Raw genomic sequence first — 25,182 nt, 5'->3', positions numbered from 1 at the left:
AACCTGAATTAGAGTATACAATGCTTAGTCGCTGTCAACGACCTCTCGATTTCGCGCAACGTCAGTTCGACTCCGCATTCGCAGAGGTGCTCCTGAAAGAGGGATTCAAGGTGTCAAGTGATAGCGACGTTTCTTCGCCCAATAACATAGCCGTGGTTGGAATGGCCGGTCGGTTTCCCGGCGCGTCCGACCTCGATGAATTCTGGCAACTGATCCGGCAAGGCCGTGAAGGCATTTCCTTCTTCTCGGATCAAGAGCTCGTCGCTAATGGCGTTCATCCTCGACGACTGAAAGATTCCAACTACGTTCGGGCAAAGGGAATCATCGCGGACGCAGACGCATTCGATGCCGGCTTTTTCGGCTACGCCCCTGCTGAAGCAAAATCGATCGACCCGCAGCAACGGGTGTTCCTCGAGTGCGCATGGCACGCGCTGGAAGACGCCGGATACGATCCGCGGAATATCGACGCTCTCGTTGGCGTGTACGGCGGAGCGCGATTCAACACTTATGCGTTCGGCCTGAAGGCCGGCACTCCCTATGATGCGCAGGATCTGGACGAGATCGATTTTCTGACGGGAAACGACAAAGACTATCTTACGACCAGGGTTTCGTTCAAGCTCGGTTTGCGCGGCGCGAGCGTCAACGTCCAATCCGCTTGTTCGACATCCCTCGTTTCGGTCGTGCTCGGGATTCAAAGCCTTCAGAACTTTGAAAACGACGTCGTTCTCGCGGGCGGCGTACGCGTCTCCTATCCGCTCAAGGCCGGGTACCAGTTCAGCGAAGACAGTATTCTGTCAAGCGACGGCCATTGCCGCACCTTCGATGTCGACAGCTCGGGCACGGTTTTCAGCGACGGCGTCGGAATTGTCGTGCTCAAGCGGCTGGCGGACGCCATCCGCGACCGCGACCGAATTCGCGCCGTCATCAAAGGCGGCGCTGTCAATAATGACGGCAGCCTCCGCGCCGGCTTCACGGCGCCCAGCGTGACCGGACAGGCCGACGTCGTTGCGATGGCGCTTGAGAATGCCGCGATCGATCCGGAGACCGTTGGCTATATCGAATGCCACGGAACGGCAACGCAACTTGGCGATCCGATCGAGGTGACTGCGCTCACGCAGGTCTTCCGGAGCTACACGGCGAAGAATGCGTTCTGCGTGCTTGGTTCCGTCAAACCAAATATCGGGCATTTGAGCGCGGCTGCGGGTATTGCCGGCCTCATCAAGACCATCCTCATGCTGGAACGGCGCGAGATCCCTCCCCTCGCTCTGTTTCGAAAGCAGAATCCCGCTTTGCCGCTGTCGGACGCTTCACCCTTCATCATCAACACGGAGCTGCGTGAGTGGCAATCGACCGGCGGTCCAAGACGAGCCGGGGTCAGTTCCTTCGGCCTGGGAGGCACCAACGCACACGTCGTCCTGGAAGAGGCGCCACAGCTGCACCAGCCGATCGAGCGCGACATGCAGACTGAGATCTTTCCCATTTCGGCGCGTTCGCGATCGACCCTCGATCAAACGCTGCACCGCCTTTCGCAGCATGTTCAGAACTCGTCCGGGCCTCTCTCGGACATTGCGTATACGCTTCAAAGCGGTCGCACGGCGTTCACGCATCGACGGGCGATCGTCACGCGCGAAGGCGCAGCCCCCAATTTTCTCGGCGAAGACACCGTCGAAGGAGCCGCCGACCCCACCGCGCCCGACGTGGTATTCCTGTTTCCAGGCCAAGGGGTCCAGATCCCAGGAATCGCGCGGGGCCTTTCGCGAAGCGACCCCGCATTTGCCGAGGCTGTCGAGACCGCAGTCTCCCTGCTCCCCGACAGTATCAAGGACGACATCAGGCTGGTTCTGTTCGCGACGGGCGAGAAGGCACGGCTTACGTTCCTCGACACCAGCATCGCCCAGCCCGCGCTCTTTATTCTCCAATATGCGCTGGCTCGCCGCTTCACTGACCTCGGCGTGCGCCCTTCTCTCCTGATCGGACACAGCGTCGGGGAGTATGCGGCGGCTCACTTCGCGGGGATTTTGGCGCTCAAGGATGCATTGAACTTGCTCGTCGAGCGTGGGCGGCTGCTCAAGTCGACGGGCGAAGGTTCAATGCTCGCACTCGCCCTGGGAATTGAGGAGGCCCGTCGCCTTTTGGGTCCCGGCTGCAACATCGCCGCTTTCAATGCGCCTGACTCGGTTGTCGTGTCGGGTCACCCGGCCGCAATCGACGCCCTCGCAGCTTCCGCCGAAAACGCCGACTTGCCTTTTGCCAGATTGCAGACGTCTCGCGCATTTCATTCCGCCCTCGTCGAACCGATCCTGTCGCAATTCCGGGCGTGCGCCTCGGCGGTCGCGTTCTCGCCTGCCAAGGTGCCCGTTATTTCCACCGTGACTGGAATGATCGTCCCCCCCGGGGATCTCATGGACGCCGACTATTGGACGCTCCAACTGCGACAGCCGGTTCGCTTTCAGCAAGCCATCATGACGGCGCTCGAAAAGCCCGGGCGGGTGTTTCTGGAAATCGGTCCCGACGCCACGCTTTCGCGCCTCGCCCAACGAAACGACCAGAAGCACACCTCCAAGGCGATCATACCCGCAATGGACGGATCGAACGATCTGCCCGTGGCGCACAGGCTGGCTCGGTCAGTCGCGAGACTATGGACGACTGGTGTCCCGATCAAATGGGACGCATGGCGTGACAGAAGCACTTCGCGGCGCGTGGCTCTTCCCCTCACGTCTTTCGAGCGCACGCGCCATTCTTTCGATCCGCCGCGATATGACGCGACCGATGCGAACGATCGGCCGCCTGCTGCGATCGAGCGCCGCGCCGTTGACCGCTGGCTGTATCAGCAGGCCTGGCGCCCAGCCAAACTCGACGATTTGCCGGCAACGCCGGCGGGCCAGGGGACGGTCCTGATCCTTGCCAACCAGAATGCATTCGGCGTCGCGCTCGAGCGAGAGGTTCGACAACATGGCTGGGAAACCGTCAAGGTCACACCGGGCACGGCGTTTCGGGACGACGGCGCCGAGATTACCGTCGACCCATCCGAGGAAAATGCCTGTCGCAAGCTTGACGAGCTCCTGGCGGCACGCGGCGTCAGGCTCAGCGCGATCTTTCATGCGTGGCTGATCACCGACCAGACGGCGTCGCACGACCGGACAGTCGAGCTCGGCTTCAACACACTCTTGAATCTGAGCGCGGCGTTCGTGGACGGAGCCGACGATCCCCCGTCCGTCGTCGCTTTTTCGCGTCAGCTCTTTGGTGTCGTGCCTGGCGATGACGTGTCGCCCAACGCAGCGCTGTTGCAGGGACCGATCAAGGTCATCCCGCAAGAATATCCCCATGCGCGAAGCCGGCTCGTCGACCTGCCCGCCGGACGCTTCTCCATCGCAGCCGCCGTTCGAGCTGCCCTGGCTCCCTCACTCGGCGACGTTGTGGCGTTGCGCGGGGAGGATGTTTACGTTCCCTTCTTCGAACCGATTCCAAAAACAGTCCGCGAAGATCTCCGCCTGCGAGACGGCGGCACCTATCTGATCACCGGTGGACTCGGCGGGATCGGCCTGTCGATCGCGACGTACCTCGCCCGCAACTATCGAGCCAATTTGATCCTCACAGGCAGAGAAGGACTGCCCGAACCGGCCACCTGGGAGCGGCTCCTCGCGGAGCGCGATCCCAACGATCGCGTATGCAAGCGAATACGATCCGTGCTGGACCTGAGGAAGCTCGGCGCGGATGTCACGACCTGCTGTGCAGACACCTCCGACGCCCGCGCGATGGGTGAGGTCGTCCAGGCAGCGATCGCCCGTTTCTCCACCATTGATGGCGCCATCCATGCCGCCGGCCTTCCCGGATCCAGCCTGCTGTCCACGCTTTCCACGACCAAGGCCCTCGCTGTCCTCAGGCCGAAGACGCAGGGCGCCCTCGTTCTCGCCGACGTCCTTCGGGCGGCGTCGCCCAAATTCATTGCGCTCTGCTCCTCCCATAACTCCGTGCTCGGCCGCGTTGGACAGAGCGACTATTGCGCCGCCAACGCGTTTCTCGATGCGATGGCGACGGCCGGCCTCGATTACACGCATGTCGTTTCGCTGAATTGGGGGGCGTGGAAAGACGTCGGGATGGCGGTCGACACCGTCGTTCCCCAGGAGCTCAAGGACTGGCGCGAGCGAACGCTGGCCGGTGCAATTTCGCCACGCGAAGGAGCGGAGGCTTTCGAACTCGCGGTGACCACCGGCCTGCGCCAGGTCATCATCTCGGTCGACGATTTTCAGACCGTGGTCGAGCGGCATCTGCATTCGGAGCAGGACCGGATCGGTCATGCCCTGCACGAGCTTGCGGCAACAAAGCCGACGCATGTTCAATCCGAAGGACGTGCCGACTACGTCGCCCCCCGGAACGACCTCGAACGTCAGATTGCCCGAATTTGGGAGCAAGTCCTGGGCGTCGCGACGATCGGCATTCGAGATGACTTCCTTTCGCTCGGCGGTCACTCGCTCGTGGCGACAAAGCTGCTTGCCCGCTTGCGGAAGGAGACCGGCAAGCACCTCAGCCTCCGCGACTTCATGGCGGCGCCGACCATTGCAGGCATAAGCGAGGCGCTGAAGGACGGCGCATACCAGCAGGCGCCTTCGCTGGCAGCACCAACGATCACCCGCGTCGCGAGGCTGCAGAGTGCCAGCGTGCCGCAATTGTCCCCTAACTGGCTGAACTCGGACGAGACCCTCACACCCCTGGGATTCAGCCTGTTCTTCTTCTCGGCTTGCGACAGCTCGCAAGGGCGCTCCAAATACGATTTGCTGATGAACTGCGCGCGATTTGCCGACGAGAGAGGCTTTGAGGCCATCTGGACGCCGGAGCGTCATTTCAACAATTTCGGCGGGCTTTACGCCAACCCGGCGATCACAGGCGCAGCTCTTGCCACCACCACCTCCCGTGTTGGAATCCGCGCCGGAAGCGTCATCCTGCCTCTTCACCATCCCGTTCGCGTCGCCGAGGAATGGTCGATGGTCGACAATCTGTCCGGCGGCCGCACAGCGATCGCTTTCGGCTCGGGCTGGCACGTCAACGACTTCGTTCTGGCGCCAGACGCACATCAAAAGCGCAAGGACATGATGCTAAAAGGCATTGAGGTCGTTCAAAAGCTTTGGCGCGGCGAGACCATAGCCGCGGTCAACGGCGCGAACCGCAATGTGACAACGCGGACATTTCCGAGACCGACGCAGAAGGAGCTGCCGATCTGGCTGACCGCAGAATCACCGGATTCATTCGTCACGGCCGGGAAATTGGGCTTCAACGTGCTGACGGCCCTGCTGCATCAGTCGATGAACGATCTGGAAAAGAACATCGCAGCTTATCGTCAGGCCTATGTCGCATCGGGACGCGATCCGCGGGGCGCCAAGGTTACGCTCATGCAGCATACCTATGTCGGAGACGATGAGCCGACTGTTCTGACGAAGGCCAAGGCCGGCTACACGGAGTATGTCCGATCCAACATGTTGCTGCAGTCCAGCAACGCCCAGGGCATCGGCGGCGAGGACTTCGAGACCGCGTCCGAAGCCGACATCCGGCAACTTGCCGACCGTGCGTTCGACCGAATCCGGGAAATAACGGGGCTCGTGGGAACCGTCGAAAGTTGCGTGAGGAAAGTCCAGCGTCTGCGGCAGGCGGGCGTGAATGAAATTGCGTGCCTGATCGATTTCATGCCGAACGAGGACGAAATCCTGGAGATGCTCGAGGCCCTCGATCGTCTCAGGCTCGAAAGCGCCGCCCATCCCCTAGCGACCACAGCGTGACGAGATACGAATGAGCGTTGATAGCCAGCAGACGTTTCCCGCGACCCACGGCCAACAAGGACTCTGGCTGCTCGATCAACTCGATCCAGGGCGGCCGATCTTCAACGTCCCGCTGGAGCTTGAGCTTGACGGCCCGCTCTCCGTGCCTTGCCTGCAATCCAGCCTCAACGCGCTGGTGGTCCGGCACGAATCCTTGCGAACGATCTTCCGCAGCGAGGGAGGGCTACCATACCAGGTGGTGGTCGAGCCGGCGCCTGTAACCCTGTCTTACAACGATTTCGAACGGCATGATGCGCAGGAGCAGCGCTCCAGGATCGACGCCCTGCGCGCCCTGTCCATGTCGACCAGGTTCGACTTGTCGCGGGGGCCGCTGATCGCGGCCACGCTGGCACGCAAGTCAGCCGATCATCATGTTCTGCTCATCGTGATGCATCACATCATCACGGACGGATGGTCGCTGACCATCCTGAGGCGCGACCTGCTCGCGTTCTACCGGGCCGCGATCCGGCGCCAGCCGGTCGAACTGGCGGATCTCGCCATCCAGTTTGGCGACTTCGCCGTTCATCAGCGGCGCTGGCTGGAGGATGGAGGAGCCCTGGAGAAGCTGAGCGACTATTGGCGACAGGCGCTGGACGGCGTGCCTCCTCCGATCGACCTTCCCCCGACACTCCGCTCCGCCCCCGAGCCGACTTACAGATCGGCCACGCTTCGCGCCACCCTGGGAGCCGGCACCCTGGCCGCACTGGAGCAATGCGCGCGAGGCCTTCGGTCGACGCCATTCTGCTTGCTGGCGACCGCGCTTTTCATCACCCTCAACAGGTACACGGGAAGTCGAGACCTCGTCATCGGCACGCCCATGGCCGGACGCGACCAAGTCGAGATCGAAGATCTGGTGGGCTTTTTCGTCAACGATGTCCTTTTGCGGTACCGGCTCGATGGTTCTCCGACGTTTAGGGAGGCCGTGACCGAGCTTGACGGGATCGTTCTCGGCGCACGCCAGCACCAGGGCTTTCCGTTCCTGAAACTGGTCGAGTTGGTGCGGCCGGCGGAGGGATTGAGCCACGATCCGTTGTTCCAGGTCTGGTTTGCCTACCATCACTTTCCGTCGACGGCCGACCGCGCCGGCGATCTCTCCGTGCGCGCATGCCCCGTCGACAAGACCGCCAACTGGACGGGAGTGGCCGTGGAATTCACGCGGCACGCCGAAACGCTCGAACTCGCCGTCACATATGCGGTGGAACGATACGACGCGGCTTTCATAGAGCAGTTCACCAAGCACTATATGGCGATCGTAGAAGCTGCATTGGCGTCCCCAAACGGCGCGATCGACAAATTGGAGATGCTGTCACCCGAGGAGCGAGACCGATTGATCGCGTCGGGACGCGGACCCGTCCACGAAATCGGGCATGCTACCGTCGTCGAACGATTTCGGCGTAGCGCAGCCCTTCGGCCGACAGCCATCGCCCTGCGAGCTGGCGACACGACACTGACCTATTCGGAGCTGTCCCGTCGGGTCGATGAGATAGCCGGCCACCTCGCGCTTCCTCCGGGAGGGATCATCGCCGTCGCCCTTCCACGAGGGGTCGATCTCGTCGCAACGCTGCTGGCTGTCCTTGCCTCCGGCTGCGCGTATTTGCCACTCGATGCCGGCTATCCGATCGATCGCCTGGCCTTCATGCTGCGCGATTCCGGTGCCGAGCTGATGGTCACGCACAGCACGCTCACCGGCACTCTGCCTGCGTTCTCCCACCGACTGCTGATAGACCGACTTGGCGAGGTGGAGGCCGGCGCAGCGCCCCTCCCGAAGGGTCCAGGTCCCGACCACACCGCGTATGTCATCTATACTTCCGGCTCCACCGGCACGCCCAAGGGAGTCGTGATTTCCCACCGCGCCCTGACCAACCTGCTCTTGGCCATCGAAATCAATCCGGGGTTTGACAGCGCGGATCAGTTCCTTGCCTTGACCACGATCAGCTTCGACATCGCCACCCTTGAACTGTTCTTGCCTCTCGTCACCGGCGGGACCCTCATCATGGCGAGGGACGTGGAGGCGCGCGATCCGAACGCCTTGATCGCACTTCTCGCCTCGACCTGCGCGACCGTCATGCAGGCGACGCCTTCGACATGGCGGATGCTCATCGACTCGGGATGGGAGGGGCGTCGCGGCCTGCGCGCCTGGTGCGGCGGCGAGCGGCTCCCCACCTCGCTGGCGTCCGATCTCCTCACACGGGTCGACTCCCTGTTCAACATGTACGGACCAACCGAGACGACGATCTGGTCCGCGGCGGCAGAGTCCCTTGGAACGGGGACTTATAATGGATCGGAGCCGCTGGGTGGGATTCTCGCCAACACCCAGATCGTAATCCTCGACGAGGAGGGACGGCTCGTCCCCAGAGGCGTCGACGGGGAAATCCATATCGGCGGCAGCGGCCTGGCGGTGGGCTACCATGATCGTGCGGACTTGACGGCTCAACGGTTCGTACCGCTGGATCTGCCCGAACACGGAGGAGAACGAATTTTCTACAAAACCGGCGATCGTGGACGCTGGATCGACTGCGAGAGATTCGCCTTCGGCTCCCGCGTCGACCGGCAGGTCAAGCTCCGCGGCGTGCGCATCGAACTGGGCGAGATCGAAGCCGCACTCATAGCCAGTGGGCTCTTCAAGGAAGCCATCGCCGACGTCTTCGACAACAGCGCCGGCTCACAGTTTCTGGTCGCCTATGTCGTGCCGAAGGCCCCGACGTCCGTCGACGAAAATGCCCTGGACGAGCATCTCCGGAAGATGCTGCCACAGCAATGCGTGCCCAACAAAATCGTATCGCTGGACGCCATTCCCCGGACGAACAATGCGAAAGTGAACCATGCCGCCTTGCCAAGACCGGTCGAAGCTCCCCGGGTTACGCGGGTCGGCGGCGATCGCGACGACGTCACGGAACGTATCCGCACCATCTGGGTCAAGCTGCTCGGCAATAGCAGCTTCGACGTCAACGACAACTTCTTCCGAATAGGCGGGCATTCGCTGATCGCATCGCGGATGATCCACGATCTCGGACAGGCCTTTTCGTTCAAGGCTCCCCTCCGGCTCGCTTACGAAGCTCCTACCGTTGCCTCCCTCGCGCGTCGCGTCAAGGAGATGGCTGGACCCGGTTAGCACGTCACTCCGGGTACTGGCCGCGTCAGCCTACGTCCAAAGTTCTGCAGCAGCGGGATCGCTACGGCGAACTCGCCGGGCTGCGCTCCGCCCGGAGCGGAGAGCCTTCGCGCAAATACTCCAGACACAACAATCCGGCATCCAGATCCGTGAGCTCGCCGCTTTTGAGCACGCCCACGAATTCCTCCAGTGACACATCGAGGACGCGCAACAATTCCGAGTCGGCGATATCGGGCTCTTTCACCCGGCGGGCGTTCCTCATCAGGAAAATATGCTTTCGCGCGCGCGAGTATGCCGAAATCCAGGTCGAAACGAGATGAACGGACTCCCCAGCGTATCCCGTTTCCTCTAGGACTTCCCGCTCCGCGGCTTTCACTATCGATTCACCCGGATCCACGTTTCCGCCGGGTATCTCGAACAGCGAACGATCCGGTCCATGCCTGAACTCTTCGACCAGGATGCAGGTCTGCTTTTCCGTAAACGGAAGGCACACGACAACATCCGGCTCGTCTCGGAGATAGAAGGCCGCTTCGGCCCCGGATGGCATGGCCTTCACGACCTTCCTCACAACCAGCCAAGGCGATTCATAGACCACGCTCTCGGAAACGCTTTCCGGCCTCACAAAGGTGCTCTGAAGGCGCCTGTTGCGTAGCGACATGATTCCGATACCTCATTGTGACGCGCGCAAAGAGGCGGCTGCGCCGTGCCGGCACAGCCGCCTCGTTCCAACGTCATACTATCCGGTTCGCTTCCAGTGCCAAGGCCATCAGACTCGGCGCCGTGAACAGGGTCCGGATATTCAGATGGACGCCTGCGCGACGCAGGCGATTGACCACGTTCAGGGCCGCAAGCGAATTTCCGCCCAGCTGGAAGAAATTGTCGTTCCGGCCGACACGCTCGACACCCAGGATCTCCATCCACACCGAGCTCAGGATTTTCTCGATATCACCGAGCGGCGGCTCATACGCTTGATAGAGATGTGCCTTTCCATCCGGGGCCGGGAGCGCCATGCGGTCGACCTTGCCGGAAGGCGTGAGCGGGAACTCTGCCAACTCGACAAACGCCGCCGGCACCATGTAGTCGGGAAGCGCATCGCTCAAATGTGCATACAGGCGCTTTCCCAAATCGTCGGTGCCAACGGTTTCCGGAACCACATACGCGACCAGACGCGCATCCTGCGGGGCCGTCTCCCGCGACACCACGACCGCCTCGCGAACCTCCGCGTTCCGGACCAGGCATGCCTCGATTTCGCCGAGCTCGACCCTGAACCCGCGTATCTTGATCTGCTGGTCGTTGCGCCCGACAAACTCGATTGTGCCGTCCGGCAGATACCGCGCCAGATCACCGCTGCGATACATCCGCGCTCCAGCGGCTTCGCAGAAGGGATCTGGAAAGAAGCGCTGCTCCGTCAGTTCCGGCCGACCGAGATATCCAAGCGCGACGCCCACCCCTCCGACATACAACTCTCCAACCACACCAACGGGCACAGGCCGCTTGTATTCGTCCAGCAGGTACACCCGCATATTCAGGATCGGTTGGCCGATGGGCACCGAGCCGTCCTCCGTGCCCTGAACGACGAAATATGTGGCGTCCCAGAACTCCGATGCGCCATAGACGTTCACAAGTTTCGCCTTGGGATGTTGAGCGCAGAACTCCCTGGCTAACGCCAGGGGCAACGGCTCTCCACTGCTCTCCCAGTACAGCAAATCCGGCAAGCGCCTTCCGAGCTCCGTTCCGCTCTCCATTAAGGCGCGCAACAGAGACGGGACCAGAACAATTCTGGTCACCTTGTGTTTCGCCAGGATCGGAATCAGTTGGGATGGATCCTTACTTGCCGCTTCCGAAACGATCAGCACGCGCTGACCGCGCACGAGCGGCATGAAGATTTCCCACAACACGTCGATGAAGTTTGGCGTGGTCTTCTGGACGTACACCTCATGCGCCGAACCGGCATCCCATTGCACCCGGTTTGCAATGCCGCGATGGGTCCCCATGACTCCCTTCGGCGCGCCGGTCGATCCAGACGTGTAAATGACGTATGCGAGACTATCGGGCGTCGTTCGCAACGCCGGGTTGGTTGACGGCCGCCCGTCGACGACACCGCTGTCATCATCGATCAGAACCGTTTTGATCGTATGTTCGCCCAGCCTTTCCCTGAAAGCGCCTTGCGTCACGATGACTTCAGCTCCGGAATCATCGAGCATGTAGCGCAAGCGCTGCGCCGGATAGTCCGGAGCAAGTGGCACATAAGTACCACCGGCTTTGAGGATGCCGATCAATCCGACCACCAATCCTGGGCCTCGATCGACGCAGATGGCGACACGGGTATCACCATCAACCCCACACGCAATCAGGTGGTGCGCAAGCCGGTTCGCCCGCTCGTTCAACTCGCGATAGGTGATATTCGGGCCGTCATGGATCAGCGCCGTCGCCTCCGGCGTCCGTTCCACTTGCTCCTCAAACAGTTGGTGAACACACCGACCGTCAGGATACTCCCCTTCCGTCTGATTCCAGCGGTTCAGGATCAGTGACCGCTCGGACGCGGAGAGAATATCGAGCTGGCCGATCGGCATCGTCGCAGCGCCGTTTGCGACAAGGGCGTTGAGGACCGCCAGAAAGTATCCGACGTGACGCTCGATCGTGGATCGATCGAACAGCGCTGTCGCGTAGCGTAGGACACCGCTGACACCCTCCTTCTCCTCGCATAGATCGAGGTGCAGGTCGAAATTCACGTGATTGGTGACAAACTCCGTCGCCTTGACATGAATGCCGGGCAATTTGAACGTGTCCCGCCCGTCGTTATGCCAGTCGAACAACACCTGGAACAGCGGCGTGCAATCCAGTCGGCGGGTCGGCTGCGTCAATTCCAGGACCTGCTCGAACGCCAGATCCTGATTGTATTGCGCATCCAGGGTGACTTGCCGTACCTGCGACAGCAGGTCCTCGATATTTAATCCACTGGACAATTTCAGGCGCAAGGCGAGAGCATTGATGAAGCAGCCGATCAGCGGCTCGACTTCCGGGCGCTTGCGATTGGCCGTCGTCGTTCCGATGATGACGCTGTCCTGGCCAGACACTCTGGCAAGCACGATCGCCCACGCGGCAAGCAGCGTCATGAACAGCGTGATCCCACGATCCTGGCCAAACCGCTTGAGATTTTGCGTCAACTCGCCATCGATCCGGATCGGAACTCCCGCACCCGCGAACGATTGCTGCGGCGGACGTGGACGATCCGTAGGCAAATTGAGGAACGGCGGCGCATCGGCCAGCGTTTTACGCCAATATTCTGCCTGCTTTGGCAACTGATTGAGTGACTGCCACTGCGACTGCCACGCGGCATAGTCCGCGAACTGCACCGACAGCGGCGCAAACGGGTCATCCCGACCCTGGCTGAATGCCTCGTACAGCGCACTCAGTTCACGCACCAATATGCTCATCGACCATCCGTCGAAGACGATATGGTGCACACTGAGCAGGAAGACGTGTTGATCGTCGGCAAGTTGGATCAATGTGCCGCGAATGAGCGGCCCGCACATCAAATCGAACGGCGCGGCTTGCTCCCGTTGCAGGAGACGCGCCAACTCTTCGGGCGATTTCCCGCTATCTCTCAGATCGTATTCCACGACTGGCAGCCCGGCATCCGCAGGCAGAAGATTGACGTACAGCAAGCCGTCATGAACGACAAATATCGAGCGAAGTGCGTCATGACGTTCGAACAGGCGATTCAAGCTGCGGCGCCACGCCGCCTTGTCCAACGGACCCTCCAGATGCCTGACCAGATGCAAGTTCAAGTTTGCGCCGGCATCGTAGAGCCGCGTGAGAAACCACAACCTCTGTTGTGAAAAGGACGGCGACAGATCCTTGCCGGCCGGCACAGCGCTGATGGCCGGCGCCGTGACGGGGCTATGACGAGCCTTCTCGTCAACGATCGCCTGCGCCAATGCCGCAATCGTCGGCTGCTTGAACAGGGCGACGAGTGGCAGCTCCACGCCAAACAGTTGGTGCACTTGATTGAGCAATCGAACGACGTGAAGGGAGTGTCCTCCAAGCTCGAAGAAGTTGTCGTGGCGGTTGAGTTTCTTCAGCCCGAGGAGCTCGCTCCACACTTCCCCGAGGATCGTTTCGATCTCACCTTGCGGCGGATCGTCGGACTTGTTGACCCGCGCATCACCGCGATACGTAGCACGATGGCCGGCCACCGATTCACTCACATCCCTGGAGCTTGCATTGGTACGTTGTGAGCACATTTCACACCCTCCTTGATTCCTGGATTACGGATTGCGCCCGGGCCATGGTTGCGCTGTGGGCCATTCAGCGAAATGATTCGATATCCGCCCATCGAACGCTTCCGTACACCCCGATCGAGCCGATCAACGCGCCTGCGAGACCGATGGCGCTGACGGCCCCGAACTTGCCGAACAGAAGTGGCCCGAGTCCCGCGCCGATCATCATCGCGGCCGCCATCAATGCGAGGCGAAGCCGGATGACGCTTGCAAGGTCCGGTCCATCGAATTGGGTTTGCAGATAGGTCATCATCGGGATGAAGAACATGGGTCCGCCCGTCGCCGCGACGAAGGCGGCGACCATGGTCGCCGATAGCCAAGTGGACTCCGGCAGCAGCCAAAGCGAAATCGGCATCAAGACAAGCGCCCCGCCAAAGACGGCGTAGCCGCTGAACATGAACCGACCGAGCCGGCGCGGCTGATAGCCGGCGGTCAACACGCTCGACACCAGGTCGCCGGCACCATAAGCGGCCGCCAGGGCGGCCACCGCTCCCAGCCCGGACAAGCCAAATCCCGCCATGTGCGTACCTGCCACCAGGAACGGCAGGCCAAGGGTGATTCCAATTGTCCAGGCGACCAGGACAGTCGTATTCGCAACCAGCATGATGCGCGCGTCCGGTCGTTTTCCTATGATTAAAACACCCCGCATGAGCCGCGCCATCGCCGTATCGGTTTCAGCGACGATCGATGGCTTGCTTGCACCCGCAGCCCTCACCATGGCTGCGATGCTCCACGCGGAGACGAGGAAGCTCAGCGCGTTCAGGGTCAGAAAATGGATGACGGGGAGCGCGGTGCTCAGAACGCCTGCGGTGAAGGGGCCAACCAGTCTCGACAGCCGGGCCGTCGCGTCCAGCAGCCCGTTGACGGCTTGAATGCGTTCTCCGGTTCTGGCGATATTCGGAATGCTCGCCCAAAGCGCGGGCTGAAACACAGCGGTCAGTGCGGCCAGGCTCATCGCGGAAACGATCAGGACCGGCAGGGTTACCCCGTAGATGCTGGCGTAGACGACGGGCAGAACCGCAGCGACTGCCGACAACAGGTCGGCGCCTATCATCAGCGTGCGCGATGAGAATCTGTCGACGACGATGCCGGCGCTGAGGCTTACGGCCAGCACCAGCGCGTTCTGTGCGAAAGGCAACAGACTGGCATTTGGGCCGGCAACTTCGATCGCGAGCCACAAGACGGCCATTCTGTTCAGCTCGTTACCGAACGCCGAGAATGCAAGGCCCGCCCAGAGGAAACTGATATTGCGATCGTTCAACAAGTCGATGAATGGATGCGCCTTTATTGATAACGCCATCGAATCCTCTGCGTAGTACGGACTTCAAACCGGGCGTGTCAGGCGTGCGCTGCGCGAGATGCCAGGTGACGACGAACGACCCTCGCGATCTCGGACGCGGAAATACCCCGATCGATCATGCCGGCCAGAAAGAACCGGACGGCATCGAGCTCGCCGCCGCCGGCTTCATTCTCCAGACATTCAAGGAACGGCTCGGCTCGCGCATCGCAGACGAAGTTCCATGTCACCGATATGGAATCGGAGAGGCATGTCACATCGTGGAACCAGCCGTCTGGAATGAACAGGATTTCGCCCGGCTCAAGCGTATCCCGGAACACGGGCGTTGCGTCTGCATGCCTGGGAAACTTGTTCGCGTCGGGGCTTATCGGATCGAAGAACTCTCGACCGTCACGTAGCAGTCTGTCGTGCTTCGGATGATAGAACGTGACGTCCTTCTCTCCATAAACCTGCCACAGGATCGCCTGGCTTCCGAGCGGGTCACGATGAAGCCTCGTCCTGGCGCTTCGGGCGCTGATGAACAATCCGCGATAGGGAAAGAAATTCTCGGCTGCCGAGACGTGCTCCGGGGCGGTACAGAACGGAAGCAGGTAGGAACTCGAGGGCAAAAAGGATGGATGCTGCCAATCCTTCGAAAGCTCGTCAAACACGGAATCCGACCAGGGTATTTCAAGGTCGCTCAAGCGCGAGTACCAGCGGATATACTCGTGCGTTTTCTGGTCGGGCTTGTTGAAATTACGCTTCACGTAATCCGACAAAGTCGTCATGTCAGTCAACGAGAACAGCGAGTTGTAGACCAGAACGTCCCTCTCGCCAAAACGATCGACGAGGTATTCGGGAGACCACTTGCCGTGAGCAGGCCATCTTGTCGCCTCGCCGGTAACAATGACTGGCTGATTGCCTTGCAAGAACTCTTCCACGAACCGGCGCTGCGTCAGCGTGTAAGCTCTGGGGATCTTGCTCGTCATGTCGACCTCTCTGCGGATCTTTCCGAAAGAACCCTGGCCATAGCACTATCTTGGCGTGTGTCGGTCAAGTACCTCCAGAAGATGTCGCTTCGAATCTTCGAATCCAATTGAAACAGATCTGCAGTCGAGCACGTCAGATGATTGATAGCCGGACTCTGCCTGTCGCTTCTGACGCTTGGGCGACGACGAACATCATCCAATGTGCAGGACTGGAAGATAGAGTGCATGAGGTGGGTCCGAAGCACCTCTCACCCGAAAACGGCGCCTTCCTCGAGAACGCTTTGCCGCCTCCAGCTCTGCTCGCTTTGATTTGCCGCGGGCGCCGCATCGCACCTCACGTACCTCCTCGGAAGCATCGTCGTTCGCAGGCTGAGTAGCTCCTTCCGGATTCCACCAAAGAATTCCCGGGCGTCGAAATCGTCCCTGTCCGAAGCCAAATAGGATACCAACCCCACGCCTGCTTCCTTGCTCATTGGAAAAACGGCGCAATGCTGCACAATCCCCGTGCTGCAAATGGAATCCGACACGGCCTCCAGATCGACCCAGCAATTATCTATCTGGACCCAGTTTGCTCCGGTCTTGAGGCGACCGACGCCCGCCTCCCGGACGACATCCCAGGGTGATCCCTGAAAATCCTCCGCAGCGCCGCAAATCAGGCGCTCTACGCCATGGAGAAGCAGCCGTATGTCTTCCTTGCTTATGAACTGCGTATCCGCGCAGAGGGTTATCGACGACGGATCGAACGATTCGACATAGAACCGGTTGTGATCGAGTTCCGCCGAAGATCTCCATCGAAACGTGGGCGGAGTCTTATCAACGCTTCGTTCGGGCGGCGGCTTCGCATCGACATCCCTTCCCACCCGCGCTCCGATATTGAACAGAATATCCAATTCAATCTCGATTCCCCGCTGCTCCCCAGCCCGACTTATTTCCCGGTTTATTTCCGGCGGCCAATAGGATCCGCACATGTACCCCTCGAGCGCGTCGTATTCCGTGCTTCTCAGGATGTCTCCGAATGTCGCACCGCGTAAGCTCAGGAAATTCGGAGCGTTCTGAGGGAAATTTCCGACGGCCGCGATCAACTCGGGCTGAAAATGGTTCGAAACAACGGACGATATTGCGCAGAACTCAGTTCTGTTCATATACGCGAAGAACATCGAAAACGCGCTGGTGAAGATGGTCGCGATCGAGACCCCGTACTGCTTGGACAGGGCGCCGCAGGCCGCTCCCAACCTTGGTGATTTCAACTCACCCCGCCACCAGCGCGGTCGTTCGACCGCCGGAGATTGAGCAATGAACATCGCCCTTGGAAAGACCTTCAGTTGATTTTTCCAATAGTCGACGATTCTCCTATTCTCGCTCTGACCTTCGGGCGACTGCTCCCAAATCGCCTGCTCCGCCGGGCTTCTCATCACGGACTCAGGAATCTCCTGAGAGCCGTGCTCGATGGCGCGGGCCAACTCGTCACATATGATCGCCTTGGACCATCCATCGGCGTTCAAGCGACAAAGTACAAAAACAATTCTCCTGGGCTCATCGTCGACCAAGATGACGGCGCAGCGGATCAGCTGCTTCGACGAGAGGTCGAATGGCACCTCTTGAAGTCTGGACGTGATCGCGGAGGTCGCGGAAGCCAAATTCTCCGGTTCCGCCGAAATGATGTTGACCGGAATGGTCCCCTGAAACAGCACACGCTGACGCGGGTCGCCGCCGTCGCTCCCGCGTTCATAATAGGTCCTGAGCGATTCATACCGCTCGATGAGCCACCCTATGCTCGCCAGCACATCGCCCAACTGCTTCCCGGGAGATATGTCGACCGATGCCGACATGTTGAGCTGAGGCGCGCCGTCCTCATATAGTGAAATGATGTCCCACAGATGCTTCTGCGCGTTGGTCAATCGCGCGCCTTCCTCGATTTTGCCCGGGCGGCAGAACTGTACGTGGCGGATCTCGGCCGCCTCCGGGCGAAGGCTCAGATCCAGGCCACTCATCGAGCCCTCTTGAGATGGCAAGCTATGAAATCCGCAATCGCGTGATCGGTTAGACCGCGTTTGCGAAGGTCGGCGCTGATCGCAGCGACGTCGATTTGATCGACAGCCCTGACGCGGTTAGCCGATTGTTCCAACACCATCTTGAATTCGAATTCCGCCTCGGGCGACTTGGTCACCTCGTAATGCAGCGTGTCCTCGATTTCATTCGACGGCGTGAACGTCAGCACCCGCGGCTTGATCGCGTAAAGCTGCTCTTCCTCGATATAGGCCGACGCACATATGATGACGGCATCCCCATTCTGGCAGTTTCTGGCCGAGGGACCATTGAGGACGCAACAGCGAGAGCCGCGCTCCCCGTAAATGACATAAGTGTACCAGCGCGCTCCATTGGACTTGTTGAAGATGTCCACGAACTCCAGCGGCCTGATGCCGGCCTTCTCGCAAAGTTGAGGGTCCAGCGTAATGGAGCCGTGATAGTCGAGCTCGGTGCTCGTTACCCTGATCCCATGAAGCTTCGCTCTAACGACCTGCAACATCTACAACCTCATTTTGCTCAGAATCTATCCTGCAATGTCATGCTGGATCGCATGACTTCGTTGGCATCCGGCGGATAGAGGCGGGCATTGTTGAAGGTAAGTGCCCTTTCCAAAGGGCAGCCGGTGGCCCCCCGCGCCACATCGTCTTCGGCGCAATCACCGCTTCATGGACAGCACCGTCTCGCGTGGCGTGGATCGAAACGCGGGAAGAACCTGATCCCGGAAAAGCGACATTCCGTTGAGAACGTCCTGGTTCTTCATGTTGCCGACCTGGAACTGAAGACTGATGGTCCCCACGCCCAACTGTTCTTCGAGATCCTTGATCTGCTCTATGACGGCCTTTGGGTCACCCGATATGATGATCTTGTTGGCCATCCGCTCTTTGTAGGTCGGCGGGTTCTCCTCGATGGGCGTGTACCCATAAGAGGAGTTCTTTGCCAGCTCTCGCTTCTGCTCGTTGAATGTTCCGGACAGGATCCCGAACTGGTAGTCCAGCGCCGGCGTGAAGAGGTCCTCCGCCTGCTGGTTGCTTTGGGCGATGCAGACCTGCACGCCGATGAAGAAGCGGTCGGCAGGCGGATCCCAGCCATCCGATCTGGCCTGGCGCTTATAGGCATCGATCGACGTGCGCATGATCTCGATGGCGTTCCTGCTGTACAGATGGATCGCGGCGATGGTGACCCTGTGTTTCGCCGCCAACGTCGCCGACTCCAGGCTGTTTGCGGAATAGATCAGCGGGGGATGCGGCGTCTGTATCGGTCTGGGCCACAGCGACACGGTTGGATAATTGTAATAGTCCCCCTTCCACGAGAAGACGTCCGGCGAGGTCCAGGCCTTCTTTATCAGCTCGCTCGCCTCGCTGAAGCGCGCGCGAGATTCGTCCGGGCTGAAGTTGTAGGCGGCATAATTTTGCGGAACGCCGCGAATGAAGCCCGCCACGACCCGCCCATTACTGAGGACGTCCAGCATCGCAACTTCTTCGGCGACGCGGATGGGATTCAGCAGCGGGATCGGCAGGCCCAAAATCGCAAGCTTGACCCGGCTTGTAAGCTGGCTGAGCACGGAGATCAGGATGTTCGGGTTCGGGATGATCGAATACGCCGTGAAATGATCCTCGGCGATGCCGATCCAGTCGAAGCCGCACTGCTCGGCAAAAACGAGTTGATCGATATAGGAGCGATAGAGGAGATGACCGCTCGCGGCGTTGAAATGATGATTCGGATAAGGCCACTTCGATGGCTTCCGATCAACGTTCGGCCATGGCATCGGATTGAAACAACAAAAGCTAGGCACACCGCCCTCCGATCGTCTGCTTCTCATTGAATACGTCGCGCCATTTTATTCCCATGCCTTGCTCTCGTCGAGCCTCGAGCGTGATCGCGCCAACGCTGAACTCCACCGATCATTTTTCGCGCACGTGAACGCATCGCGCGCTTCATTCAATGAAGAATACGATCCGACAAATCGAAGAGAGCGAGCTCAATCAGGAAAGTCGTGCGTCAGAGTCGTGGCGGCAAAAGCGCGACGAAGATTGTTCGGAAGTTCTGGATCGTTGAGCACCGTCGTGCTGGTCATGATCTGCTGGACCCGCTCGAACTCCATCGCGGACAATCTCGTTGTCAGCATCTCGACAAATTCGCTCAGTTCATTTGAGCCGTTGCAGGATTCGGATTCGATCGGATCTGACGAGCCGGCATCCGGCATCAGCGTCGTTTCAACATCGCTCTGGCCGCCGGTGCGCTCCTGCAATCGCCGCACCTTCAGCGCCTGGCGCAAGGCCGAAGGTGCAATCGGCTCCCCCGCCTCGACCTGAGCCAGTATCTCTGCCGAGAAGTCCTCAGGCGTGCTTGGTGCCGAAAGCAAATAAAGCATCGTCGGCGTCAAATGCGCAACCGTTGCGCTTTTGTTTGAGGCCCAGCTCGCAACCCGCATATAGGCCTGAGCCGTGCGCACCGGGAGATGGACCTCGTATTGCACCCAGCGAAGGAAAGCACCGTGCGACAGGTGCCGCTTGGCTTCGACCAGCGATTTTCCGATCTGGATGATCGACGTGACACACTGGTGTCGTATCCGCTCCGCTTGTCCCTTGAGAAACTTGGCCAAGGATGGTGATACACGGCCGTAGTCGAAGCGCTCGTTCAAGCAGTTGGCATCGCTATCGACATTCGACCTAACATTGACGCTTGCTCGGCTACTCATGTCCTTGCCCTCGATCAGTCGGACTGCTGATGAAAAGCAACGTCAGCGCGGTTCTCTTGTGATCACCGGTCTTCCCGCTTACGTTGTTTAACGATAACGTGTTTGGTTTAGGGACAGATTGTTGCTCTCCATTGCCGACGAAGGGCGCGCTCGGAGAGGTGCCGCATGCCCATGCGCCGCCTTTCCTAGTCCATGCCTCGGCACCCGACAGCCCCCTGTTGGACCGTCCGTCGGAGTTCAAGCGTCCGGCAGCCACTCTTCCAGCGTCACTTCGAAAGTTACGCAGACCGGGTTGAGACCTGCCGCGAACGGCCCGCCGAACACGTTGCCCTCCGGGTCCGCGATCACGCCGGTTAGTGACGCCTTGAGCGATCCATCGCTGCGTTTACGCACCTCGCCGGCGAGGCTGACGACCTCGACCGCGGGACCTTTGACGTGCTTGACGCCGCCATCCCGGGTCCCGATGCAGCCGTCAACCAGGCTTCCGAGCGCTCCCCGAACGAAGGCGTTGGAAAAGCCTTCCGCAAGGCACAGCTTCTCGACGCCCACGACAAGGTCTTCGTTCGGTGCGATGCGCGCGTAGGCGACGCGGCCCATAGATCCCATTTCGACAACGCTGTTCTTAGTCATGGCGCGGTCCTTCGTGCGGCTGGAGCAGCGGAATATTGGTCTCGGGATCCAGCGCCTGGCGCAGCTCGAAGGCATCGAGCGTCGTCACCAGCACCGAGATCGGTTCCGGACCGACAATGCATCTATCGGGTAGAATGTGGCCGCCCTTGACCGCTCCGCCGCGCGTGCGGACGACCGCATGGCAGTGGACCAATGGTCCACCGTCGATGCGCGCGCCGAGAGTGGCGTTGCCGAATATCATGTACGCCTCGCCTGCATTGATCGGCTTGCCGTAGGCGACGACCGCTAGTCCGGACGGATCGGGGGGGGCCACGCAATAGAACAGTTCGGCGAACGCCCCTCCGAGGATTGTCGTCGAGGCGCTGTGGACGCCCTCCTCGGACAGTGGACGCACCAAGGCGTCGAACAGGCTGAGCCCCGGTTTCAAGGCGAGGCGGATGTGTCGCGCCGCGCCGCTGTGCATGCTCTGGATTCGCACCGGGTTGAATCGGCCGGGATGAACAAGGGTCCTTGGCCGCGGCGCCACTTTGGGATCGTGAGAGGATTGCACCGAACGATGTCCCTTTGATGTGAGTGAGTTTGCCGAATTATAGCGATGGTCGGCCTCGAGCAGACAGATTGCGGCGCTGCTGAACTTCGACCAACTCTGACGCGAGAGGTTTCAGGGAGAATAATGGCATGGGCTCCGCTCCGTCGCGTTCAGATCCGGACCTCGGCATCAGGCATCCAACAGACCGGCCGCTGTAAATCCACCGTCGACTGCGATCACTTGGCCGGTGATGAAGCTGGAGGCGCGGGGATCGAGCAGAAACATCGCCGCGCTGGCGATTTCGCCCGGCGCCCCGTATCGCCTCTGCGGGATCCCGCTGATCCATTTCTGCCGGGCTTCGGCGGAATGAAGCTCACTGACCAATGGCGTCTCAATCGGCCCCGGAGCGATCGCATTGACGCGAATACCAGACTGGGCGAGTTCGACCGCCATCACTTGCGTCATCAAGATCACGCCGGCCTTCGAGGCGCCGTAAGCTAGGCGGCCCCGATTGCCGCGTAGTCCCGACACCGAAGCGACATTGACGATCGAGCCGATCCCGCGCGGTTGCATGCGCCGGGCGGCCTCGCGCGCGACGACGAAATTTCCGACCAGATTGACGTCGAGAATCTTGCGGAATATTTCCGCACTGGTCTCGAGCGCCGGGATGTCGCGGGCAATGCCCGCAGAATTGACTACCCCGCTGAGAGGCCCGAATTCTCGCTCACAACGGTCGATCGTCGCAATGACGGCAGCCTCATCCGAAACGTCGAACTTTTCGTACCGTACACCCTCGGCCTGTCCGAGCCGCGCGCGAGCATCATCGAGGTTCTTGTCGAGGACGTCGCTGATGACGACCCGCCAGTCTTGCGCGACGATGGCAGCCGCAACCGCGAGCCCGATGCCCGATGCACCGCCCGTAACGAGAATTGTCTGCCGCATTGTGTTCTTCCCGTTCGCAGGTTTCAAGGATTGCGTACGACCGAAGGGACGTAGCCGCGCTTCGCGTATCAGGCGGCAGGTTCTCGCACCGTCAGGGGCGGAAGAACGCCGCGCGCGGCCAGCTCCTCTTTCACGATCTTCTTGGTGATCTTGCCGTAGCCGGACTTCGGCAGGCTGTCCCAGAACACGACCCGCTTTGGCACCTTGTAGCGCGCGATCTTGCTGCCGATCCAGGAGAGCAACTCGCTTTCGGTAAGCGATTGTCCCGCCGTGAGCACGCAGACGGCGATGCCGACCTCACCCCAGGTCTGATCCGGCACACCGACGATCGCGACTTCGGCGACGGCGGGATGCGCCAGCATCTTTTCCTCGATCTCGCGCGGATAGATGTTCGAGCCGCCCGAGATGTACATGTCGGAGGAGCGGCCCGTGATATAGAGAAATCCATCGTCGTCGACGTGACCGAGATCTCCGGTCCGGAACCACCCGTCGCGAAACGATTTGGCGTTGGCTTCCGGATTGTTGTAGTAGCCCGCGAACACGGCCGGGCCGCAAACGCAAATCTCGCCATCCGATCCGGCGACCACCTCTCGTCCCTCGTCGTCCTGGATCGAGATCTGCATACCGGTGCGTGCGATGCCGCAGGTCCCAATTCGCGCGCCGGCGTGATCCTCGGCATCATGGAGATGAGGCGGCAGCACGGTGATGTTGCCGGTGACCTCTCCCAGTCCGAAATACTGGACGAGAACCTTGCCGAGCCGAGTCAGGGCGAGCTTCTGATCCTCGCGATACATCGGCGCGCCGGCGTAGATGACGTAGCGCAACGAGGAATGGTCGTGCATCTCGCGCGAAGGATGCTCGATCAGCATCTTGAGGATCGTCGGCACGGTGAACATGTTGGTGATGCGCCAATGCTCGACCAGGCCCCAAGCCTCCGCGATGTCGAAGCGATCGCCGGCAAGCAGCACGGTTTTCACGCCGCGCGCAGTCTGCACGAGCTGATGGATTCCCGCGCCATGGGACAGAGGCGCCACCACGAGCGACGCATCGCGCACCGTCGTGCCGGGCATCAAGTCGCAAAGATGATTGGTGATGACGAACGCCATCTGGCCATGGGTCAACACCGCGGCTTTCGGCCGGCCCGTCGTTCCCGAGGTGAAGAAGAACCAGCACGGATCGTCGTACACGACCGCCGCTTCCGGCGCGCTCCTGCCGGCATGCTGGCGCACGAGATCGTCGTAGTCTTCCGCGAAATCGGACGCCCCGATCGACACCAGCACGCTGACATCAGGCGAAGCCGCGCGCACGGCCACCGCATGGTCGGGAAACTCGCTATGGCAGATCATGGCGGTCGCGCCGCTCGCCTCTGCAAGATAGGCGATCTCGTCGGGCGTCTGGCGAAAATTGGCCGGGACCCAGACTGCACCGAGCCGGAAGCAGACGAACATGGATTCGAACAGTTGATTGCAGTTCTTCGACTGCACCAGCACCCGGTCGCCTTTGCTCACGCCCTTCGCCGCGAGGGCCGCCGCCATCGCATCGATGCGGCGATCGAGGTCCGACCAGGTCCAGGTCGCCTCGCCCCAGACCAGCCCGATCTCGTTGCGGTGGAGAGATGCCGCCTGCCGCACGAAATGAGCCAGGTTCATCACGCGCCGCGAGACGGGCGCAACGCCGCCGCGCGGGGAGGATGCCGCTATCATTTCGAGCGCTCCATGATCGAGACGTAGTTCGCAACCGCGGCGCCGCCCATGTTGAATACGCCCGCGAGCTCGGCGCCGCCGACCTGCATGTCGCCGGCCTCGCCCATGAGCTGCATGCAGGCCATCACGTGCATGGAGACCCCGGTGGCGCCGACAGGGTGGCCCTTCGACTTCAATCCGCCGGACGGATTGACCGGAAATCGCCCTCCCTTCTCGGCGATCCCTTCGCGTACGACGCGGAATCCCTCACCCGGCTTGGCGAGGCCCATGGCTTCGTATTCGATGAGCTCGGCGATGGTGAAACAATCATGGGTTTCAACTAGGCTGAGATCGTCGAGCGCAATGCCGGCCTCGGCCAGGGCCCGGCCCCAGGCGAGACGACCGCCGCCGAACGCGGTCGGATCGCGCCGCGACAACGGCAAGATATCGTTGACGTGCTGCCGGGCGCGGAAACGTACCAAGCGAGCAAGCCTGGCCGCGGTCTCCTCGTCGGCGACCACGAGCGCTGCCGCGCCGTCCGTGATCAACGAGCAGTCGGTGCGGCGCAGCGGAGCGGCCACGTAGGGGTTCTTGTCGCTGACGGTATTGCAGAAGGCGTAACCGAGATCGCGGCGCATTTGTGCAAATGGATTGGCCACTCCGTTCCTGTGATTCTTGGCGGCGATGAGGGCCAGTTCCTCGCTACGGTCGCCGTAGCGCTGAAAGTAGTTCTGCGTAATGCGCCCGAACAGACCGGCGAACCCGCCGGAGATGTCGGCCTCCTCCTTGCGATACGAGGCGCCGAGCAGAATATCGCCCGTCTCGGCCGTCGGCTTCGCCGTCATCTTCTCTGCGCCGATCACGAGCGCGATGCGGCCACGGCCGCTGTCGATGAAATCCAGCGCAGCGTAAAGCGCCGCCGAACCCGTCGCACAGGCATTTTCGACGTGGGTCGCCGGCACGTGAATCAGTTCCGGATGCGCGAGCGCGACCTGCGCGCCCTCGAATCCCTGCTTGGAAAATCCGTTGTTCATGACGCCGACATAGATTCCGTCGACGTCCTTGGTGGTTACACCGGCGTGGCCGAGCGCTGCGCCGGAGACGCGTGCCATCAGGCTCTCCGTATCCAGATCCTCGAGCTTTCCGAATGGTGAGTGGGCCCAACCGACGATGCATGCACGCGTCACGAATTTCTCCTGGGGT

15 protein-coding genes are annotated in these 25,182 nt (G+C 60.9%); 2 read left to right on the top strand and 13 right to left on the bottom strand.

What is annotated here, in order from left to right:
* The first annotated feature begins 20 nt into the window (after window positions 1–20).
* Window positions 21–5,771: a type I polyketide synthase gene (locus LQG66_RS01120; RefSeq protein ID WP_256460599.1), complete on the top strand. Its 5,751-nt coding sequence runs from the start codon at window positions 21–23 to the stop codon at window positions 5,769–5,771.
* A 10-nt stretch (window positions 5,772–5,781) separates the two neighbouring features.
* Window positions 5,782–8,922: a non-ribosomal peptide synthetase gene (locus LQG66_RS01115; protein WP_231322464.1), complete on the top strand. Its 3,141-nt coding sequence runs from the start codon at window positions 5,782–5,784 to the stop codon at window positions 8,920–8,922.
* A 61-nt stretch (window positions 8,923–8,983) separates the two neighbouring features.
* Here LQG66_RS01115 and LQG66_RS01110 read toward each other — a convergent pair whose 3' ends face one another.
* The 13 genes from LQG66_RS01110 to LQG66_RS01050 all read right to left on the bottom strand — a co-directional run bounded on the left by LQG66_RS01110 (window position 8,984) and on the right by LQG66_RS01050 (window position 25,166).
* Window positions 8,984–9,580 carry an NUDIX hydrolase gene (locus LQG66_RS01110; RefSeq protein WP_305879308.1) on the bottom strand — a complete coding sequence of 199 codons (597 nt, stop codon included), beginning with the start codon at window positions 9,578–9,580 and terminating at the stop codon, window positions 8,984–8,986.
* A gap of 73 nt (window positions 9,581–9,653) precedes the next feature.
* A complete protein-coding gene (locus tag LQG66_RS01105) occupies window positions 9,654–13,121 on the bottom strand; it encodes a non-ribosomal peptide synthetase (RefSeq protein WP_231322462.1) in 3,468 nt (1,155 codons plus the stop codon).
* Between the two features lie 112 nt (window positions 13,122–13,233).
* Window positions 13,234–14,505, bottom strand: coding sequence for an MFS transporter (locus LQG66_RS01100; RefSeq protein WP_231322460.1), 1,272 nt, complete (start codon window positions 14,503–14,505; stop codon window positions 13,234–13,236).
* Between the two features lie 38 nt (window positions 14,506–14,543).
* Window positions 14,544–15,470 (bottom strand): cupin-like domain-containing protein, encoded by a 927-nt coding sequence (locus LQG66_RS01095; protein WP_231322458.1) that lies wholly within the window; start codon window positions 15,468–15,470, stop codon window positions 14,544–14,546.
* A 248-nt stretch (window positions 15,471–15,718) separates the two neighbouring features.
* On the bottom strand, window positions 15,719–17,461 hold the full coding sequence (locus tag LQG66_RS01090; RefSeq protein ID WP_231322456.1) for a condensation domain-containing protein: 1,743 nt from the start codon (window positions 17,459–17,461) through the stop codon (window positions 15,719–15,721).
* Entirely contained in the window at window positions 17,458–17,997 is a 540-nt protein-coding gene (panD, locus tag LQG66_RS01085; protein ID WP_425601278.1) for an aspartate 1-decarboxylase, read from the bottom strand. The genes LQG66_RS01090 and panD overlap by 4 nt, the downstream gene beginning before the upstream one ends.
* A gap of 156 nt (window positions 17,998–18,153) precedes the next feature.
* Entirely contained in the window at window positions 18,154–19,317 is a 1,164-nt protein-coding gene (locus LQG66_RS01080) for an LLM class flavin-dependent oxidoreductase (RefSeq protein WP_231322453.1), read from the bottom strand.
* 159 nt (window positions 19,318–19,476) lie between these two features.
* Window positions 19,477–20,139 carry a DUF3102 domain-containing protein gene (locus tag LQG66_RS01075; protein ID WP_231322451.1) on the bottom strand — a complete coding sequence of 221 codons (663 nt, stop codon included), beginning with the start codon at window positions 20,137–20,139 and terminating at the stop codon, window positions 19,477–19,479.
* A 294-nt stretch (window positions 20,140–20,433) separates the two neighbouring features.
* Window positions 20,434–20,793: a PPC domain-containing DNA-binding protein gene (locus LQG66_RS01070; protein WP_425601277.1), complete on the bottom strand. Its 360-nt coding sequence runs from the start codon at window positions 20,791–20,793 to the stop codon at window positions 20,434–20,436.
* 25 nt (window positions 20,794–20,818) lie between these two features.
* A complete protein-coding gene (locus tag LQG66_RS01065; protein ID WP_231322425.1) occupies window positions 20,819–21,352 on the bottom strand; it encodes a PPC domain-containing DNA-binding protein in 534 nt (177 codons plus the stop codon).
* A 192-nt stretch (window positions 21,353–21,544) separates the two neighbouring features.
* Window positions 21,545–22,297, bottom strand: coding sequence for an SDR family NAD(P)-dependent oxidoreductase (locus LQG66_RS01060; protein WP_231322423.1), 753 nt, complete (start codon window positions 22,295–22,297; stop codon window positions 21,545–21,547).
* Between the two features lie 68 nt (window positions 22,298–22,365).
* Complete coding sequence (locus LQG66_RS01055; protein ID WP_231322420.1) at window positions 22,366–24,000, bottom strand: acyl-CoA synthetase; 1,635 nt, start codon at window positions 23,998–24,000, stop codon at window positions 22,366–22,368.
* Window positions 23,997–25,166 (bottom strand): acetyl-CoA acetyltransferase, encoded by a 1,170-nt coding sequence (locus tag LQG66_RS01050; protein ID WP_231322418.1) that lies wholly within the window; start codon window positions 25,164–25,166, stop codon window positions 23,997–23,999. The genes LQG66_RS01055 and LQG66_RS01050 overlap by 4 nt, the downstream gene beginning before the upstream one ends.
* Window positions 25,167–25,182: the final 16 nt, after the last annotated feature.

It is taken from the genome of Bradyrhizobium ontarionense, from assembly GCF_021088345.1.
Classification (GTDB): domain Bacteria; phylum Pseudomonadota; class Alphaproteobacteria; order Rhizobiales; family Xanthobacteraceae; genus Bradyrhizobium; species Bradyrhizobium ontarionense.
This window is presented reverse-complemented; position numbering and strand designations above follow the sequence as displayed.

Excerpts from the sequence above, each read along its gene's own strand:
- LQG66_RS01120 (WP_256460599.1), top strand. The coding sequence starts at position 21 with ATGCTTAGTCGCTGTCAACGACCTCTCGATTTCGCGCAACGTCAGTTC.
- LQG66_RS01080 (WP_231322453.1), bottom strand. The coding sequence starts at position 19,317 with ATGAGAAGCAGACGATCGGAGGGCGGTGTGCCTAGCTTTTGTTGTTTC.
- LQG66_RS01060 (WP_231322423.1), bottom strand. The coding sequence starts at position 22,297 with ATGCGGCAGACAATTCTCGTTACGGGCGGTGCATCGGGCATCGGGCTC.
- LQG66_RS01090 (WP_231322456.1), bottom strand. The coding sequence starts at position 17,461 with ATGAGTGGCCTGGATCTGAGCCTTCGCCCGGAGGCGGCCGAGATCCGC.
- LQG66_RS01055 (WP_231322420.1), bottom strand. The coding sequence starts at position 24,000 with ATGATAGCGGCATCCTCCCCGCGCGGCGGCGTTGCGCCCGTCTCGCGG.
- LQG66_RS01095 (WP_231322458.1), bottom strand. The coding sequence starts at position 15,470 with ATGACGAGCAAGATCCCCAGAGCTTACACGCTGACGCAGCGCCGGTTC.
- LQG66_RS01100 (WP_231322460.1), bottom strand. The coding sequence starts at position 14,505 with ATGGCGTTATCAATAAAGGCGCATCCATTCATCGACTTGTTGAACGAT.
- LQG66_RS01110 (WP_305879308.1), bottom strand. The coding sequence starts at position 9,580 with ATGTCGCTACGCAACAGGCGCCTTCAGAGCACCTTTGTGAGGCCGGAA.
- LQG66_RS01115 (WP_231322464.1), top strand. The coding sequence starts at position 5,782 with ATGAGCGTTGATAGCCAGCAGACGTTTCCCGCGACCCACGGCCAACAA.
- panD (WP_425601278.1), bottom strand. The coding sequence starts at position 17,997 with ATGTTGCAGGTCGTTAGAGCGAAGCTTCATGGGATCAGGGTAACGAGC.
- LQG66_RS01070 (WP_425601277.1), bottom strand. The coding sequence starts at position 20,793 with ATGGGCCGCGTCGCCTACGCGCGCATCGCACCGAACGAAGACCTTGTC.